The organism is Sphingomonas sp. FG14 (assembly GCF_057809675.1).
Genome location: NZ_JBMDKK010000002.1, coordinates 849170 through 866853, shown reverse-complemented (window position 1 = coordinate 866853; position 17684 = coordinate 849170). Strand labels below are relative to the sequence as shown.

The window sequence follows — 17684 nt, the reverse complement described above, 5'->3', positions numbered from 1 at the left end:
ATCAATTGGCCAGGCTGGCGGTGGACTGGATGCCAGCGACGATGCTCGCCGCACCGAACAGGATGAAGCAGCCGAGGATCACCGTCGCGCCATAACGCCAGTTGATCCGTCCGGTGAGCATCAGGAAACCGACCGAGGCGACGGCGATCACGGCGACGACGGTCGCGACGGTACCGAGCAAGGTACCCTGCAACCAGTTGACCGCGGCGACGAGCACGCCCGATCCGGCGGGATCGGCCAGCGAATCCTGCGCGAAGGCCTGGCCCGACCACAGGCAGCAGGCCGCCACCATCCACGCCGTCAACGCCCTGAATTTACGAAGCAACAAGCGGTATCCCCCCATCTTCCGCGATTCGCCCATCAGCCACAGTGCGCGCTCACCCGGACCTTGCCAAGCCCGGGCGTGCCTGCTCCGATCAGGCGCCCGCCGGTGGCCGCCACCCCATCCGCTTGTGCGTCGCCGATGTCGACATATGCTCGACGAAACCCAGCCGCCGATACAGCGCCTCCGCGCGCGGATTGTCGCGCGCGACATGGAGTTCGATGGCGGGCGCGCAAGCCTTGATCCAGGCAATCAACGCCGCGCCGATCCCTTTGCCGCGGATCGCGGGATCGAGCGAGATATCGACGAGATGCCAGACGGTGGCGGCGCGATCGAGATAGAGCCTGCCGACCGGCTGGGCAGAGGCGGCGGATCGGCCGCGCAGCACGATCATATAGTCGCAGTCCGGAAACTGCGTGGTGAAATGGGCTCGTTGATGATCGAACTGACTGTCGAGAAAACGCTCGCGCGCCTCGATCGGCCAGTTGGCCCGCGCCAGTTCCTCGGCGCGATGATCGCCGTAGAGGCGCCGCAGGAACGACAGATCGTCCGCCGTTTCCGGACGAAGCAGCACCTCCTGCCGACGCAATGCCTTGGGCACGGCGCCGGCAAGCAGGACGGACGACGATTCAATCATCGCGAGACGGTATCATTCCCGCGACGCGGGACGGTTTGTCACGATGCCTGGCGATCGCCGCCGGAAAGCAGTTCGCCTTCCAGCCAGCCCTTGAGCGCGCTCTTGGGGGCCGCGCCGACCTTGGTGGCGGCGGGTTCGCCATTCTTGAACAGGATCATCGTCGGGATGCCACGCACGCCGTAACGCGCCGGGGCATCGGGATTGTCGTCGATGTTGATCTTGGCGATCGTCACCTTCTCACCCAATTCCTCCGAAATCTCCTCGAGCGACGGGCCGATCATCTTGCAGGGGCCGCACCATTCCGCCCAGAAATCGACCAGCACCGGCCGGTCGGCGGCAATGACGTCGTCGTGGAAGCTCGAATCGCTGATCGCTTTGGTGGCCATTTGGCTAACTCCTTCTGTCGGGTCCCTATCTAGGAAGACTGTGGCGTTCGCTCAACGGCCTTGACCCAAGCTTTGCTCCATGGGTGACAAGCCGGGCTTGTGGCGCGCCAGCAAGGCTGGTTCGAGCGGGATCAGCGTGGGACCGGCCGTATAGAGCAAGGCGGCCTCGATCCGCCGTCCGGGAAAGATCACGCGCAGCGCCTCCGCATAGGCGGACATCTGGCGCAGGTGATGAACGGGCGCCACCTCTGCGGACACGGGCACGCGCCGGCCCGTCTTGAAATCGACCAGGCGGACGACCGCGTCACCGACGATCAGCCGATCGACCGTACCCGCGATCACATCGCCGCCGACCACGGCCGCGATCGGCGCCTCGGCCAGCGCGCCGGGTGCGAACAGGTCGGCATGGCGTTCGATCACCGCCAGGGCGGATTCGACGATCGCGTCGCGCTCGCCGGGATCGTCCACGCCCGCGCTGTTCTCCAGCCAGCGCAGCGCGCTCGCCGCACGCTCGGCAGGCGGAACCTCGGGCAGGCGCTCGAACAATGCGTGGAGATGGCGGCCGCGTTCGGCGGCGGCGCGCATGCCGATGGTCGGTGGCGGGCTCGACGCGTCATCGTCGCCGAGCGAGGAGGGCGCGAGCGGGCGCGGCGGACGCGCCTCGATCGGCGCGGGCCGGCGCAGCCATTCGGGCAATTCGGGATCGGTTGCGGGCTGTCTGGCGCGCTCCTGCCCCGCCGCGGCCTGGCCATCGGCGAAATGACGCACTGGCCCCCAGGGCGCTTCCTCCACCGCTTCGACGTCGAGCGCGGCCATGGCGCGTTCGACCGCCGCGTGCCAGCTTTTTTCGGGCGCAACGCCCTTGCTGCGCGGCCCGAGCGCACCGCCTACCACCAGCCATTCCTCGGCACGCGTGAGCGCGACATAGAGCAGCCGCCAATGCTCCTCCATCTCGCGAGCATCGGCGAGCGCCGCCGCATCGGCGAGGCTGCCAGTGAGTTCATCCTTGCGCGGTCGGAAGACGGGCACGGGATGGACGCCATCGACAACGGGCCAGTCGAGCTTGCCGCGCGGGCTCAATGCCGGGTCGACCGTCGCGTCGGCCAGGATAACAAGCGGCGCCTGCAATCCCTTGGCGCCATGCGCGGTCATCACCCGCACCGCGTCGAGCGGCTGCGAGGGATCGCGCTTGATGTCCTCGGTCTCGCGCTCGAACCGGTCGAGAAAGGCCTGGAGCGTCGGCGTCGCATCGCGTTCGAAGCCGAGCGCGGCGTTCATCAGTTCCTCGATCGGGTCGCGCGCCTCCTGGCCCAGCCGGCGCAGCAGCTTCCGGCGGCCATCGAGCGGGCCGGAGAGGATTTCCTCAAGGAAGCGATAGGGCGTCGTGAAGTCGGCGCGACGCAGCATTTCACGCAATTCGGCGGGCTGGCGATCACCGAGATGTGCCCAGAGTGGGCCGTCGCGTCCGCGCGCGGCCGCATAGAGATCGTCCTGCGACCAGCCGATCAACGGCGACACCAGCAGCCCGGCGAGATTGAGGTCGTCGTGCGGCTGGATCGCGAAACGCACCGCCGCGAGCAGATCGCGGACGGCAAGCGGCGCATTGAGCCGCAACCGGTCGACACCGGCGACAGGGACCCCCTCCGCATGTAGCCGCGCGACGATCAGCGAAGCGAGTTCGCTGCGTCGGCGCACCAGGATCAATATATCCTGCGGTTCAAGCCGCTTGGGACGGCCGCGATTGTTGATCCACAGCCCGGCATCGAGCCAGGCCTTGATCTGGCGCGCCAGCAGGGTCGCGAACCGTCGCGTCGAATCCGAAAGCCAGCTTTCCTCGCCCTCGATATCGCCATCGGCGGCGGTTTCAGGCGAAACCGGGCCCCACAAAGTGACACGCCCCGGCCCGGCCACCGCGCTGCGATGCGGCTCCAGGTCGATCATCCCGCTGAGCGCGCCTTCGCCAAGCTCGGCCAGCACCCTATCGACGAGCGCGAGCACGGGCGCGGTCGAACGGAAGGATTCGGTCAGCGACAGATCATGGACCTCGCGTCCCGCTTCGGCCGCGCGTCCGGAGAAAAAGCCCTGCGCCGCGCGAAAATAGACGGGATCGGTGCCCTGGAAACCGAAGATCGCCTGTTTGAAGTCGCCGACCGAAAAGATCGTGCGGATCTTCGCCGCATCGTCGGCATCCTCGGCAAAGAACTCCTCCGCCAATGCGCGAATAATCGTCCATTGTGCGAGATTGGTGTCCTGAGCCTCGTCGACCAGGATATGATCGGTGGCCTGATCGAGCTTGAAGCGGATCCATTCCGCCATATGAGACTGGGCGAGCAGCGACACGGTGCGCCGGATCAGATCGTCGAAATCGACGACGCCAGCGGCGCGCTTCGCCTCAGCATAAGCGCGCGCATAGCTGCGGCCGGCATCCAGCCCCTGTGCCAGCAGCGTCGCCAGGCCCGCGCGGGCACGCAGTCCGAGCAGTTCAGCGCAGCGGCCATGCAGTGCCATCGCCGCATCCTCATAACCCGGCACCTGCGGTGCCTGCCCCGACTTGAACGATCGCGGATCGCCATCGGTCTTGGCCCAGACAAGATGAAGCTCACCCAGCCGCTCGGCGCGTTCGGCAGGATCGAACGCCAGCCATTCGCGGATCGTCGCAGCCCGCCCCTGCCCGCCCTTGGTCGCCCAGCCGGCATTCGCCTCGGCGATGAAAGCCAGTTCGCCATCGAAGCCGGCACATGCATCGGCGATCATCGCCTCGACATCGCCGTCCGGCACGTCGAGCGCGGCGCGCACCGCCCGGCCGATATCCTCGCCCAGCGCCTCCATCGCGTCTGGCGCGCGCGCGCAATTCGCCAGGAAGCTCTCGGCCCCGCCCTCGCCCAGCCTCAGGCTCAAGGCACGCAATGCTTCGGTCAGCACGGTTTCGCCCCGCGCCTCCGCCGCAACGAGCATATCGGCCATGGTCTGGCGCGCGAGCGCGGCCTCCTCGCGCGCTTCCATGGCGCGGAAACCGGGGATAAGCCCCGCCTCGACCGGAAAGCCCGAAAGCAATGTCTGGCAGAAGCTGTGGATGGTCTGGATGCGCAGTCCTGCACCGCTGGCGTCGAGCACTTTCGCAAACAGCTTGCGCGCGGTCACCATCAATTCGGGCGTGCCCCGCTCACCCAACGCCTCCAGTTCCGCGAACAGTTCAGGCCCCTTCATCCGCACCCAGGATGCGAGCCGGGCATGGATGCGGTCCGCCATCTCGGTCGCGCCCGCCTTGGTGAAGGTCAGGCAGAGGATCGAGGACGGATCGGCGCCGCTCAGCAGCAGCCGCATGACCCGCGCCGAAAGCACCTGCGTCTTGCCGGTGCCCGCCGAAGCCGACAGCCAAACATTCTCGCGCGGTTCGGATGCGAGCCGCTGATTGCCGCGGAGCGCGACGGGCGCGGCCATCTAGCCCTCCCCCTCTTGCACCGCCGCCTGAACGGCGGAGCGCTCACGGCCATACCATTCGTCGAGCCGCATCAACTGGTCATAATCGCCATAGGGCGCATATTCGGGATGCAGCTTGGCGGTGAACGGCTCGTCGCCTGTGAGCCAGCGCGCGGCGGCGGCGGCGAAGCTTCGCTCGGCCAATGCAGTGAAATCGCCGGTCGCGACCTTGCCGCCCTTGGCATCCGGATGAACCGGAGAGCGCCGCGACCCGAACTGTCCGCGATCCTTGGCCAAAGACCAATATTCGAAGGCGCCCGCCTTACCCGACACGCCTTCAAACCCGCCACGCTCGGCGATCAGGCCAAGCAGGCCGAGTTGCATCGCGAACCCTTCCGCGACAGCCGCGTCCGATGGCGGTTTGCCAGTCTTGTAATCGATCACGGCGAAGCCGCCATCGGGCAGCCGATCGATCCGGTCGGCACGGCCGTCGAGCGCGATCCCCGCGATCTCCGCCTTGCCCCAGGCTTCCGCTTTCCATGGTTCACGGCCTTCGGCGCGGCCCGCCTCGATCTCGCGTCCGATCCAGTCGAGCGCTTCCATCACGCGTGGCTGCCAGAGCGCGCGCAACAGCGGGTGAACCTCGGCGCGCGCAAACAGCGCCTCCGCGATCGGCAGCAGCCGGCCGGGCGCCCAGCCCTGCTTCGCCCAATCCTCCAGCACCGCATGGATCGCGGTGCCGCGCCACGCCGCGCTCGGATCGGCATCGATCGGATCGAGCGCGCGCAGGTCGAGCATCTTCAGCGCGTAAAAGGCGTAGGGATCCGCCTTCAGTCGATCGACCTGGGTGACGCTCAAAGCGGTCGGCCGATCGCTGACCGGCGGTGCGGGCGCCGGCTGTTCGGCGGGCTTGAAGTCATCGGGCTTGTCGAGCGAGCGCGCCCAGGCGCCGGCATCGTCGATCCGCGTCATCTCTCCCGACATCGCCTCCATGCGCAGCCAGAAGCGTGAGGCGATCGTCGGCGCGGAAGCGTCGCGCCGCGCCCGCGTCACCACCACCTGCGGCGCACCCAGCGCGCCCGCCAGATCGTGCGCGGCGATGCCGATCCGCCGTTCGAGACTCGGCAGTTTCAGCTCGTGCCGCGCGCGCGGCGCCAGCCACGGATCGGGGCTGGGCAGACCGGGCCAGACGCCTTCGTTGAGCCCGCCCAGGATCATCAGATCGGGCTGTTGCAGCCGCGCCTCGATAGCGCCCCAGATCGAGATACGCGGATGCCCGCCCTGGGGCGGGCGCACCGCGATCTCGTCCATCATCCGCCGCAACAACGCCGAGATGGCGTCGATACGCACGCCGTCCGGCCCATCGGGCGCATGCGCCTCCAGATCGGCGAGCAGATCGGCAGCCTCGCGCCCGGCGGTGCCCGACCAGGCGGCGTCGCCGGCCAGCCGCGTCGCCGCCTCGCGCACCGCCTCGATCGCCGCCGACAGGCTCGATGCCGCCGCGAAGCCGGTCTCGAGCGGCGCGAGCAGGTCGCGGATCTCGGTCCAGCCGGGCAGTGCACGTTTGCGCACCCGCTGCTCGCGATCGGTGCCGCCGGCCAGGAAATTGTCGATCCCGCCAAGCCCGGCGGGTGGACGCGGACCACGCAGCGCCACATCGAGCAGGCGGACATGATCGAGCCAGGCCAGCCGCCCCTCTCCGCTCCGCACGAGGGGATGTTTGAGCAGCGCAAGCAGCGGCACCGGCGCGAACCGTTCCGCCGCCGCCTCGACGATCGCCAGCAGTAGCGCGCCTTCCGGCTTCACCGACAAGGGCTGGCCCGCCGAGTCATCGGCCTCGATTCCCCATCGCTTCAGATGCGCCGACACACGGGTGGCGAGTGCACGATCGGGCGTGACCAAAGCGGCGGTGCGCGCGGGCGTTTCGAGCGCCTCGCGCAGCATGATAGCGATCGCCTGAGCCTCCTCGGCCGGCGTCGCGGCTTCGAGCGCACGGATGCCCGCCAGATTGCGCACAATTTCAGGATCGCCCCATTTATCCGAATATTCGGCCGGGGTCAGCGCGTTGGCGATCGCCTTGCTGCGCGGCGCGCGCGCATCATGCCCACCGCCCCAGCGCCAGACATCGACCTCGCCACGCGCCAGCGCCATGCGATCGAGCAGCAGCTTGAGGTGGAACTGCGGATGCGTCTCGATCGAGCGGCGCCGGAAGCCGGTGACGGGATCGGGATCGAACGGGCCAAGCGCATCCCATTCGGCATCGGGCATCTCGTCCGCCAGGCTGAGCCCCGGCAGCACCACCATGCCGCGCTCCATCCGCGCGATCACGCGCAACAGTTCGGCGGCGGCGGGCGGCGGATTGGTGAGGCCCGCCGCGACGACGAAGCCGGGCGGCGGCACAGCCCGCCAGCGCGTCGCGACCCGCCTGAGCAACCGGTTGCGCCGATCGGCCAAGTCGATCCGACCGATCCGCGCCAGCGCATCGGGCCATTGATCGAGGATGACGGTGAGCAGCGCCAGCGATTTCTGCCAATGCGCCGAAAGCTCGCCCGCGACGTCGAGCGTACGCAACCGCGAGGGGGCAACATCCTCCACCAGCATCTGATCGAGCGTGCGCGCAAGGTCGGCCGCCAGCCGCAGGGCCTCCGCCGCGTCCACCGGCTCGCCGATACGCAACCGCTCGCGCTGGACCAGCCGCGCCAGCATCATAAGTCGCCGCATCGGTTCCACGGCAGGTGGCACCGGATCGCCGCTGCCGATCGGATCGAGCGCGCTGCCCAACCGTTCGTCGAGCGCATCGTCGCCGATCGGCACCAGCCGGGGCAGCAGCAATCCCCCCTCGGATCGGCGGACGAACGCCTCGGTGACGGCGCGCGCGGCGCGGTTGTTAGGAACGAGCACGATGCCCTGGGCCAGCCCCAGCGGACTCTCGCCATGGGTCCGCAGCAATCCTTCGGCGAGCGCGTCGGCAAAGGCCCGGTGATGCGGGATGGTGAAGACGGCTGGCCGGGTGCGCTCACCCATCGGCGAGCATCGCCTCCGTCTTCTTCACCGCGCCCGGCGTGCCGACATCGAACCAGAGCCCCTGATGGACCAGCCCGTACAACCGTCCCTCCGCGATCGCGCGTTCCCAGAAGACCATGGTCGAGAAGGGCCCTTCGGGCGGATCGCGCAGCAGCCGGTGCGAGACGATCTGGACGCCGGTATAAACGAATGGTGCCACCTTGCCGCGCCTGCGCCGGCTGGTGATCCGCCCATCGGGATCCATATGGAAATCACCCTGCCCGCCATGGCAATTGGCACGCGCCAGGGGCACCAGCAGCAGCAGCGCGTCCATCTCGTCCGCATTCCAGCGCTGTTCGAGCAGGCGGATCGCATCGGTCGGCCCGTCGATCCAGAGATTGTCGCTGTTGACGCAGAGAAACGGATCCTGGGGGATCTGCGGCAACGCCTTGACCAGTCCGCCGCCGGTTTCCATCAACTGCCCGCGCTCGTCGGACACGGCGATCTCGATATCCGTCACCTTGTTGCGCAGATGCGCTTCGAGCGCGTCGGCCAGATAATGGACATTCACCACGGCGCGGCTGACCCCGGCGGAACGCAGGCGGTCGAAGGTCCGATCGAGCAGCGAGCGGCCCGAGACCTCCACCAGCGGCTTGGGCCGCGTCGCCGTCAGCGGCCGCATGCGCTTGCCGAGACCGGCGGCCATCACCATCGCGGTGTCGAGCCGCGGGGCCGCGGTATCGGGCCGCAGCGAAAGCGTTTTCTTGACGGTCATCGCGCCGCCATCTCCATCAGCGCGGCGCCGCGCTTCTCGGATGGAATATTGGCGTCGAACCAGTCCTTCACCGGGCCAAGCGCGGGATGCGCAAGATCGCGCTCCAGATAGCCCCAGACCCGCGGCAGATAATCGAGATAGCGCGGCTTGCCATCGCGCTGCCACAGCCGGGTGAAGATGCCGACGATCTTGGCGTTACGCTGCGCGCCGAGCAGCGCATAGGCGGTGTCGAAATCGCCATCCACGCCCGCCTCGTATTTATAGAGCGCGAGCATCTGCGCTTCGAGCGGTTCGGCGACGTCTCGGCGTGCGTCCTGCAGCATCGAGACGACGTCATAGGCGGGATGGCCCGCCAGCGCGTCCTGAAAATCGAGCAGGCCGAGCCCGTCCAGGCCCTCCACGCCTTCGATGAGCATGATATTCTCTGCATGATAGTCGCGCAGCACGGTCACGCGATGATCCCGGTAAAGATCCCCCATCACCGCGTCCCAGGCCGCGTCGTAGCCGGCCTGATCGGCGGAGACGCCCACCGCCGGGCAATACCATTCGGTCACCAGCCGCGCCTCGCGCAGATAATGGGCGCGGTCATAGACCGGCACGTCCATTGCGGGATGACGATGGAGCCGGGCGAGCAGCCGCATCGTATCGGCATAGATGCGATGCTCCGCCTCGGGGGCGGCATCGATCACCTCGCGCATGCGCGCGTCGCCGAAATCCTCGATCAGCACGAGGCCGCGCTCCAGGTCGCGCGCCAGGATTTCGGGCGCGCGAAAGCCCAGGCCCAGCAGATGCTCGGCCACCTTGATGAAGGGGCGCGGATCCTCATGCGGCGGCGGCGCGTCCATCAGCACCGCCTGCCGCCCGGGGGCGTGCACGCGAAAATAGCGTCGGAAGGACGCATCGCCGGCAAGCGGGCGGATTTCCGCTCCTCCCCAGCCATGCGCGTCGAGAAAGGCGGGTGCTGCGTCGGGCGGAATCATATCGGCGGCCATCGGCTCTCCCAAGACGCGGGCACGGTGGCTGTCAAGACGCGCGCGCCATCCGCCGTGCGCGACAAGGCGAGTTGCAGCGTCTGCGGCCACAAGCGCCCGGCACGTTCCGGCCATTCGATCAGCAGCAAAGAATCCTGAAGCAGATCATCGAGCCCGAGTTCCTCGACATCGCCGGAGTCGTCGATCCGGTAGAGATCGACATGGGTGACCGGAAAGCGCGTCTCCGGCACATCATAGGGCTGGACGATCGCGAAGGTGGGGCTCGGCGCCTCCCCCTCCAGCCCCAGCGCGGCGAGCAGCCCGCGCGCGAGCGTGGTCTTGCCCGCCCCCAGATCGCCCGACAGCGCGATCACATCGCCCGGCCGCGCAACGCTCGCCAGCGCCGCGCCAAAGGCAAGCGTCGCCGCCTCATCAGCCAGTGCGATCATCGCGGCAGCTCGATCGTCGTCATCGTGCCGCTGCCCGGTTCGGAATAAAGCGACAGCTTCCCGCCATGCGCCTCGACGAACTGGCGCGCGAGCGGCAGCCCCATGCCCAGAGTGTCATCGCCGTCACGGGTAAGCTCGGCGCGGCTGAAGGGATCGAAGGCGCGCGCCTGCTCGCGCGGCGTCATCCCCGGTCCGTCGTCCGACACCACGATGCGCGCGATCTTCGCATCGCCGCCGCCGTGAAGCAGGATGCGCCCGCCGCCCGGCGTGTTCGCCAGCGCATGGCCGAGCAAATGCCCGATCGCCTGACGCAGGCGCCGCGCATCACCCTTGATGCCGCCGAGCGCGGGATCGACCTCGACCGCGAAATCCATATTCTTCGCCTTCATGGCCGGCCCCGCCTCGTCCGCCGCCTGTTGCGTCACTGCGATCAGATTGACGGGCGCCATGTCGAGCGCCAGCGCGCCAGCCTCGCTTTGCGTCAGATCGAGCACACCATCGATCAGCACGCTCAGCCGCGCGACCGAGTCGAGAATGGCGGAGACATAATCCTTGGCCTGGTCGCCAAGTTCGCCGGCATAGCCTTCCTTGAGCATCTCGGCGAAGCCGCCGATCGAGGTGAGCGGCGTGCGCAGTTCATAGCTCATATTGGCGACGAAGGCGGTCTTGACGCGATCCGCCTGCTCCAGCGCCTCCGCCCGGTCGCGCAGGGCCTGTTCGGCCTTCCGGCTGTCCGAAATGTCGAGCATCGTGAACAGCGCATTGCCGTCGGGCAGCGGGACCGCAGCGAACTCGAAATGGCGGCCGTCGGACAGCGACACACGCCCGCTGCGCTGGCGTCGCTCGGCGGTCGCGGTGCGGACAAGCTCGCGGATGAGCCCCGCGCGTTTGGGATTGGCGAGCCGTTCGGCCGCGACATCCGCCAGCACATCGATGCGTGGATGAGTGGCGAGGAATTCCTCCTCGAAATCCCAGATCTCGCGGAAACGCTTGTTCCACAGGTTGAGGCGGCCATCGGCGGCGAACACGCCGATCGCCTCGAACAGATTGTTGAATGTGGCGGTACGCACGCGCAGCAAGGTGTCGCGCGCGCTTTCGAGCTGCACCTGTTCGGTGCGATCCTCGAAGATCAGCAGCAATCCGCCATCGGGCAAAGGCTGCGCGACGACGCGCAGATGCGTGCCGCCGGGCAGCAGCCAGCTTTCCTCGCTGGCGCCTTCGGTGGAGGTGAACCAGGCGCGGCGCTCGGCCTTCCAGCTCGGGAAGTCGCGGCTTTCAGGAATGCGGTCCGCCTCGCGCATGCGTTCGATGATGCGATCGAATTCGGGGCGGTCGGCCAGCCATTCGGCCTTCATCGCGAAGATGCGCTGAAAGGGCTGGTTGCAGAAGACGAGCGCGCGATCCGGCCCGAACTGGGCGACACCGGCCGACAGCAGATCGAGCATGTTGCGCTGGGCATCGCGGAAGCGGCGGAAGGCGCCACGCACCTGCTCGGTTTCCTCGATGTCGATCGCATAGCCGGCAACCCCGGCATCGCCTAGCGGCACATCGACGACGCGCATCGTTCGCCGCGCGCCGCCAATCGTGGCCGGCACGGTGCGCGTCAGCACCTCGTTCTTGTCGCGTGCCTGCGCGGCCATGGCGAAGGGCGTGCGCCCGCCGCTCGCCTCCACCAGTTCCAGCCCGCGCTCGATCACGTCATTGGCGCTCATCCCCTCCACCGCCTTCACATAGGCGCTGTTGACAAGCGTCAGCCGCAGATCGGGCCCACGATACCACATCGGAAAAGGTGAGGCCTCGATCAGCCCGGAAAGCGCCTCGAACGCCTTGGACAGTCGCGCCGCCTCATTGCCAAGCCGGCCAATCTCCGCCTGGCTCTCTGTGGCATCGAAGAACCACAGGATCACCCCGCCCGGTGCCGACAAATCCGCCGCGGCGACGGCGCCACGCACCAGCAGCGTCCGCGACGATCCGCGTGCGCGCACTGCCCGGACGAAGCCGCGCGCAGATTTCTGCGCGACCGCGACGTCGCGCACCAGCCCGGCCGAATCCTCGTCGCTCAACCCGCCCTCGGGCGTCGTCAGATCAGCGAGGAAATTGGGGATCCGCGCAAGGCCCAGCCAATCGGCCAGCCGTTCCGGCGCCTCGATCCGGCCGTCGGGCCGCACCATCATCGGCAGCGCGGGCGCGGAATCGAGCAATTGCTGCAACCGGTTCGCCTGGATGCCGGCATGGCGCGCGCGGCGGCGCATCGCCAGCCCCGTCACCACCGCCCATGCGGCGATGCCGAGCCACACCGCCAGCACGATGCCGGCGATGACGGGTACAAGACCGGACTCGGTCAATGTCGGTCCGCGAAGGGATCAGGCGATGTCATCACGTTTGTTCTTAGAACAACCGCGCGCCGCTGCAATCCGGCACTTCCATGACTATTCCCAGAAATAGGGCAACCGCTTGCCCGTGCCGGTCGCCAGCTCGTTCATCGTGGCGGCATCATAAAGCCGCCCGCCGATCATCACCTTCGACACCTTGTCGCTGTTGCGGATATCCTGGGTCGGATCGGCGTCGAGGATGACGAGATCGGCGAGCTTGCCGGCTTCGAGCGAACCGACGTCACGATCATAGCCGAGCGAGCGCGCCGAACCGATCGTGCCCCCCTTCAACGCCTCGACCGGCGTCATCCCGCCGCGCACGAACGACCAGAGTTCCCAATGCGCGGCGATGCCGGGTTCCTGGCCATGCGCGCCTATCGCGACAGGCACCCCACGCGCCGCCAGCTTGCGGGCCTCGTGGGCATTGTCGTCGTCGACATAATCCTCCTCGGGCGCGAGCGTGCGTCGTGCGCTGCCCGCCGCCAGATAATTGGGCGGCACGTGCCGGGTCAGCAACGGGTGTTTCCAGTTGTCGGTATGGGCGCGCCAATAAGGATCGCCCGCCGGGCCGCCATAGGTGACGACCAAGGTGGGTGTGTAGCCGACCTTGGATTGCGAGAAATAGCTCAGCACATCCTCGTAAAGCACTGCCTGCGGGATATTGTGCTCGAGCGTCGTGTTGCCGTCGGCGATCAGCGCCATGTCGAAGCCGAAGAGCGACCCGCCCTCCGCCACCGAGCGCATATTCTCCTCAAGCGCGGCGGCGACGACCTGCTGGCGCTGGTCGCGGCGCGGCTGGTTGTAGTTCTTCACGCTATGTGCGCCCTGCGCCTTCAGCCGGCGGACATGCGCGCGCGCATCGTCCAGGCTGTCGATCTGCGCATAGCCGGTCGGGCTTTTCGCGCCATAGATCACATCGGCGGTCGAGAAGGTGCGCGGCGCGACGAGCATGCCGGCGCGCTGCATTTCGGATGCCGGGAACACCAGAGCCGCGTCACTCGACGGATCATGGGTGGTGGTGACGCCCAGCGCCAGATTGACCAGGCTCGACCAGTTCTGCTGCGGGGTCAGCTCATCCTCGCCATAGGGGCCGTGCGCATGCGCATCGACGAGCCCCGGAATGATCGTCTTGCCCGCCGCATCGACGATTTTAGCGCCGGCCGGAATCTGTACTTGCCCGCGCGCGCCAATCGCGGCGATGCGGTCGCGCTCGACCATGATCACGCCATCATCGATGATGCCGCCGGCATCGTCGCGCATCGTGACGATCCGCGCGCCGGTGATGGCCACACTGCCCGACGGGCGCGCGGCGGGGACGGTCATCGACAGCGAAACGCCCGACCTGGGCGGCTCGAATTTCGCGGGCTTGGCATCGCCCGCAGGCGGCGCCGAGGCGAACAGGCTATCCGTGCGCGCCGTGAACAGCGTCGGCCCCAGGCTCCAATGGAACTGCTCCCCGCCATTGCTCCAGTTCATATAGTCGGCGCCGTCGCCGCTGACACGCGTGACGGGCAGCGCCCCGCCCTTGGCGCTGGTGCCGACATCCTGCGTGCCGGGCATCATCGGGGTGACGAACGCCTCGTAATTCTCGCGGAACGCGAAATAACGGCCGTCGGGCGAGACTTCATAGGCGTTGACGAGTTCGCCGGTGGCATGGACGCGCTTGTTGCCGCCCTCCATATCGGTCGAGACGAGCTGTCGCTTGCCCTGCGACACCTCCGTCATGAACAAGCGATCGTCATCACCGCCGAATTGCGGGCCGCTGGCGCCACGCGACACCCGCACCGGCGCGCCGCCCGCTGCGGCGACGCGGTAAATGCCCGGATCGGTCTCGCCGCGCGGCGAGGTGAGCTGGCCGCCGTCATTCTTCTCGAACGCTATGGTGCGGCCGCTCGGCGAGAAGCGCGGTCGCGCATAATGACCGCCCTGCCCCACCACCGTCTTCACCGCGCCCCCGGCGGGCGCGACGGTGCGGATCTGGCCGAGGCCCGCATCAGTCCAGGCGACGAACACGATGGTCTTGCCGTCACGCGACCAGGACGGCCACAATTCGCGCTCCCCTGCCTCGCCGCGCGTCAGGCGGCGCGGCTGGCCCGTCGCCATATCCTTGATCCACAGCTTGCCGAGCGTTTCGAACACGACCTGGCGGCCATCGGGCGAGACCGCAGCATAGCGCGGCATCTTGGTCACGACGCTGTCCGGCGCGACCGCGACAGGCGGACGCGGCGGATCGATCAGGCTGCGCGTGTCCGCGACATGAAAGGGAATCTCGCGCGCGCCGCTACCATCAGCATTTACCCGGCGGATCTTGCCGCCTGCCCAGAACACCAAAGAGCCGGAATCGGGCGTCCACGCCATGTTGGGATAGACGCCATGGACTGCCCAGGTTTCCTGCACATCCTGATCGAGCGCGTCATAAATCTTCCGTTCGGCGCCCGTTTCCAGATCCTTGACGTAAAGCTTCGAACGAGCGCGCTCACGGCGGACGAACGCGATCGACTTGCCGTCGGGCGACGGCGTCGGCCGCACCGATCCGCCGGCGCCCGATACGACGGTCTCGACCTCTCCGGTCGCCAGTTCGTAGCGTTCGATCGCAAAGAGCTGCGCGTTGGAATTCTGCGCATATTCGAAGATCGGGCCGGGCGTGGTGTTGCGGGCGTAATAGACGTAGCGGCCATCACGCGAATAGATCGGCTCACCCAGTTCCTTCTGGTGCTGTTCGTTGGGCCGCTTGACCAGCAGCACGCCGTTGCCACCCGAGACATGATAGAGCCAGACTTCACCGGTGCCGAGCGAGCGGCCGGTCGTGAAGTGCTTGCGCGCGGCGATGAAGCGGCCGTCCAGGCTCCAACTCGGCTGGCTCAGTAGGCGGAAATCCTCCTTGGTGAGTTGGCGCTTGTCGGAGCCGTCGACATTCATGATCCAGATATTGTCGCCGCCGCCACGGTCGGAGGTGAAGGCGATGCGCCGGCCGTCGGGCGAAAAGCGCGGATGCATCTCGTACGGCAGCCCTTCCGCGATCCGCGTCGGCGTGCCGCCCGCGATCGGCATGGTGTAGATATCACCGAGCAGGTCGAAGACGATGGTCTTGCCGTCCGGGCTGACATCGACATCCATCCAGGTGCCTTCGGTCACATCGATCGGAATCTGGCGGACCTTGAGTCCCGGGGGATTGGCAACATCCCATTTCTTCGCCGGCTCCTGCGGGGTGGCGGTGGGCTGGGCCGGAGAGGCGGTCGGCGCCGACAGCGCCGTCGCGGCCAGCAGAACAGGAAGATAGCGCATGGAAGTCATCCCAAGGAGGTTCGGAAAGAAGATTGGTCGGACCGTGCGATCATCTTATGATCGTCTCCATGAAAACATGTCGGCGATCAATGGTGGACGATCAGTCGGCGGGTTTCGAGGGTCGTGAACGATAGCCGTGCAGCGCCGGCCCCAGTGCCTGCTTCAACGGCCCAAGCCATTTTTCGTAATTGCGCCAGGTATGAAGGCCGTCGCTGTTGATCGGCCGGCGCACCTGTTCCGAACTGGGCGTATGGACGGCACGCCGGTTCTCGAAGAAACGCAGGCAGGCGTCATCGAACGGAAGCTCCAGATAGTCGAGCAATCGCCGGACCTCGGTTTCGAGATCGTCGACCAGGCCCTCGTACATCACGCGGTGGATCCTGCCGGGAAGCACCCGATCGAAATGATCCATCATGCGGACATAATCGGCATAATAACGGCCGATATCGGTCAGGTCGTACGAGAAATTGATCCCCCAATTATAATGCTGGGAGAAATTGGCGAAGCCGCAGCCCATCGGATCGCGACGGACATCGACGATCTTCGCATTGGGCAGGATCGCATGGATCAGCCCTGTGAAGACCCAATTGCTCGGCATCTTGTCGGTGAAAAGCGCGCGATCGCTCTGCCGATGGCGCCGCGTCGCCTCGATATAATGCCGGCCGCGCTCGTGTAAGGCCGCGTGCGAGAGATCGGCGATCCGATCGAGATAGCCGCCCGCCGGCGCATCAGGCGCGAGTTCGCGCGCGATCCGTTCCAGGTCGAACAGTTCCTCGGTGCCCTCGATCGCCGGATGGCTGGCCAATATCTGTTCGACCAATGTGGATCCCGATCGCGGCAGGCTGACGATGAAGATCGGATCGCGCGCGGGAAAGCCGGTATCCGCGCGCGCCGCGAAGAACTCGGGCGTGAAGACAGCCTCCGCCTTCAGCACATTGGCGTGCAGCACCTCCGGATCATAGGGCGTCTTCTGGCGACGAAGCGCACTACCGTGCTGATAATGCGCGAACGCCTCGTCGAAATCGCCATGATCGTGCAGCGCCTTGCCCAAGGCGAAATGCAGGTGGAGCAGGTCGTCATCATCCTGATCATCGTGATCGAGCGCCGATTTCATCCGATCGATATCCACGCGATCGAACCTTACCGTCTTCAGGTTCGCGAGCCCGAACCAGGCGTTGCCGCGCTGCGGCTCCAGGTCGACCGCCTTGCGATAGGCGGCGATCGCCTCGTCGATCCGGCCGATCGTCTTCAGGATGAAGGCGTGCCCCATCCAGCCGCGACCATCGTCCGGATGCGCGCGAACCAGCCGGCGATAAACGGTCTGCGCCTCCTCCATCCGCCGCGACTGGAGCAGCAGATTGCCCTTCAGCGACAGGGCGGGCAGATGGTTGGGATCGCGCGCGAGCACGTCATCGAGAATGATCGCAGCTTCGTCCTGGCGACCGGCCTGGTTGAGCAGCTTGAACAGCGCGATCCGGGCTTCGAGATAGGCGGGCGCCAGCATGAAGGCGCGCCGGTAGAGATTCTCCGCCTCCTTCGTCGCACCGCATTTTTCCGCGATCGTCCCCAGGATCAGCGCACCGCCGGCATCCTCGGGATTCTCGCGCAGATAGGGCCGGATCAACCGTTCGGCCTCTTCGAACCGCTCGTCGGCGATCGCGCGTTCGGCCGCGGCTACGGCCGGATGACGCAAGCCGATCGCGATCGCCCTGAGTTCCGCGCTCTCGGCTTCACGCACATTGCCCAGCCGCCGAAGCGCGGCGGCGAGCACGCGATGGGCGATCGCCAGATCGGGCTGATCGCGGATCAGCGCGCGCGCGCGCGCCGATGCCCCGCCGGCATCTCGATCGATCGACGCGACTATCTCCCTTAGCGCCAGATCGGCATTGACGACGGTCTGTCGGCGCGCGCCCGCCACATCCCTCTCCGCGAAATTCAACAGCTTGAAGAAGCCTAGAGCCTGATCGCCCGGGGTGGAAGCATTTCATGCATCTGCGGGCAGGCACATCACGGCATTCGAGCAAGACGGGCGCCGCACCGGCAGCGCCCGCAAGTCACCCAGCC

Annotated in this window: 11 protein-coding genes; all 11 read right to left on the bottom strand. The window is 67.1% G+C overall.

Translation table 11 applies throughout. The features are described from left to right. Position 1 precedes the first annotated feature (1 nt). Complete coding sequence (locus tag ACODTA_RS12235; RefSeq protein WP_489066207.1) at positions 2-325, bottom strand: TrbC/VirB2 family protein; 324 nt, start codon at positions 323-325, stop codon at positions 2-4. A 91-nt stretch (positions 326-416) separates the two neighbouring features. Continuing rightward, entirely contained in the window at positions 417-959 is a 543-nt protein-coding gene (locus ACODTA_RS12230; protein WP_489066177.1) for a GNAT family N-acetyltransferase, read from the bottom strand. 38 nt (positions 960-997) lie between these two features. Continuing rightward, entirely contained in the window at positions 998-1345 is a 348-nt protein-coding gene (gene trxA, locus ACODTA_RS12225; RefSeq protein ID WP_222990176.1) for a thioredoxin, read from the bottom strand. 51 nt (positions 1346-1396) lie between these two features. Continuing rightward, complete coding sequence (gene addA / locus ACODTA_RS12220) at positions 1397-4786, bottom strand: double-strand break repair helicase AddA (RefSeq protein WP_489066176.1); 3390 nt, start codon at positions 4784-4786, stop codon at positions 1397-1399. Next, on the bottom strand, positions 4787-7789 hold the full coding sequence (addB, locus tag ACODTA_RS12215; RefSeq protein ID WP_489066175.1) for a double-strand break repair protein AddB: 3003 nt from the start codon (positions 7787-7789) through the stop codon (positions 4787-4789). After that, positions 7782-8543 carry a nucleotidyltransferase family protein gene (locus tag ACODTA_RS12210; protein ID WP_489066174.1) on the bottom strand — a complete coding sequence of 254 codons (762 nt, stop codon included), beginning with the start codon at positions 8541-8543 and terminating at the stop codon, positions 7782-7784. The genes addB and ACODTA_RS12210 overlap by 8 nt, the downstream gene beginning before the upstream one ends. Further along, on the bottom strand, positions 8540-9523 hold the full coding sequence (locus tag ACODTA_RS12205; protein ID WP_489066206.1) for an aminoglycoside phosphotransferase family protein: 984 nt from the start codon (positions 9521-9523) through the stop codon (positions 8540-8542). The genes ACODTA_RS12210 and ACODTA_RS12205 overlap by 4 nt, the downstream gene beginning before the upstream one ends. Further along, a complete protein-coding gene (gene tsaE / locus ACODTA_RS12200) occupies positions 9520-9963 on the bottom strand; it encodes a tRNA (adenosine(37)-N6)-threonylcarbamoyltransferase complex ATPase subunit type 1 TsaE (protein ID WP_489066173.1) in 444 nt (147 codons plus the stop codon). The genes ACODTA_RS12205 and tsaE overlap by 4 nt, the downstream gene beginning before the upstream one ends. Continuing rightward, the gene (locus ACODTA_RS12195; RefSeq protein ID WP_489066172.1) at positions 9960-12308 is read right to left on the bottom strand and encodes a PAS domain-containing sensor histidine kinase; all 2349 of its coding nucleotides are present in this window, start codon (positions 12306-12308) and stop codon (positions 9960-9962) included. The genes tsaE and ACODTA_RS12195 overlap by 4 nt, the downstream gene beginning before the upstream one ends. 84 nt (positions 12309-12392) lie before the next feature. Continuing rightward, positions 12393-15620: an amidohydrolase family protein gene (locus ACODTA_RS12190; protein WP_489066171.1), complete on the bottom strand. Its 3228-nt coding sequence runs from the start codon at positions 15618-15620 to the stop codon at positions 12393-12395. 100 nt (positions 15621-15720) lie between these two features. Beyond that, positions 15721-17538: a tetratricopeptide repeat-containing sulfotransferase family protein gene (locus tag ACODTA_RS12185; RefSeq protein ID WP_489066170.1), complete on the bottom strand. Its 1818-nt coding sequence runs from the start codon at positions 17536-17538 to the stop codon at positions 15721-15723. Positions 17539-17684: the final 146 nt, after the last annotated feature.

Bases quoted from the DNA above. Each gene is read 5' to 3' on its own strand.
- ACODTA_RS12230 (WP_489066177.1), bottom strand. From the start codon at position 959: ATGATTGAATCGTCGTCCGTCCTGCTTGCCGGCGCCGTGCCCAAGGCA.
- trxA (WP_222990176.1), bottom strand. From the start codon at position 1,345: ATGGCCACCAAAGCGATCAGCGATTCGAGCTTCCACGACGACGTCATT.
- addA (WP_489066176.1), bottom strand. From the start codon at position 4,786: ATGGCCGCGCCCGTCGCGCTCCGCGGCAATCAGCGGCTCGCATCCGAA.
- addB (WP_489066175.1), bottom strand. From the start codon at position 7,789: ATGGGTGAGCGCACCCGGCCAGCCGTCTTCACCATCCCGCATCACCGG.
- ACODTA_RS12210 (WP_489066174.1), bottom strand. From the start codon at position 8,543: ATGACCGTCAAGAAAACGCTTTCGCTGCGGCCCGATACCGCGGCCCCG.
- ACODTA_RS12205 (WP_489066206.1), bottom strand. From the start codon at position 9,523: ATGATTCCGCCCGACGCAGCACCCGCCTTTCTCGACGCGCATGGCTGG.
- tsaE (WP_489066173.1), bottom strand. From the start codon at position 9,963: ATGATCGCACTGGCTGATGAGGCGGCGACGCTTGCCTTTGGCGCGGCG.
- ACODTA_RS12190 (WP_489066171.1), bottom strand. From the start codon at position 15,620: ATGCGCTATCTTCCTGTTCTGCTGGCCGCGACGGCGCTGTCGGCGCCG.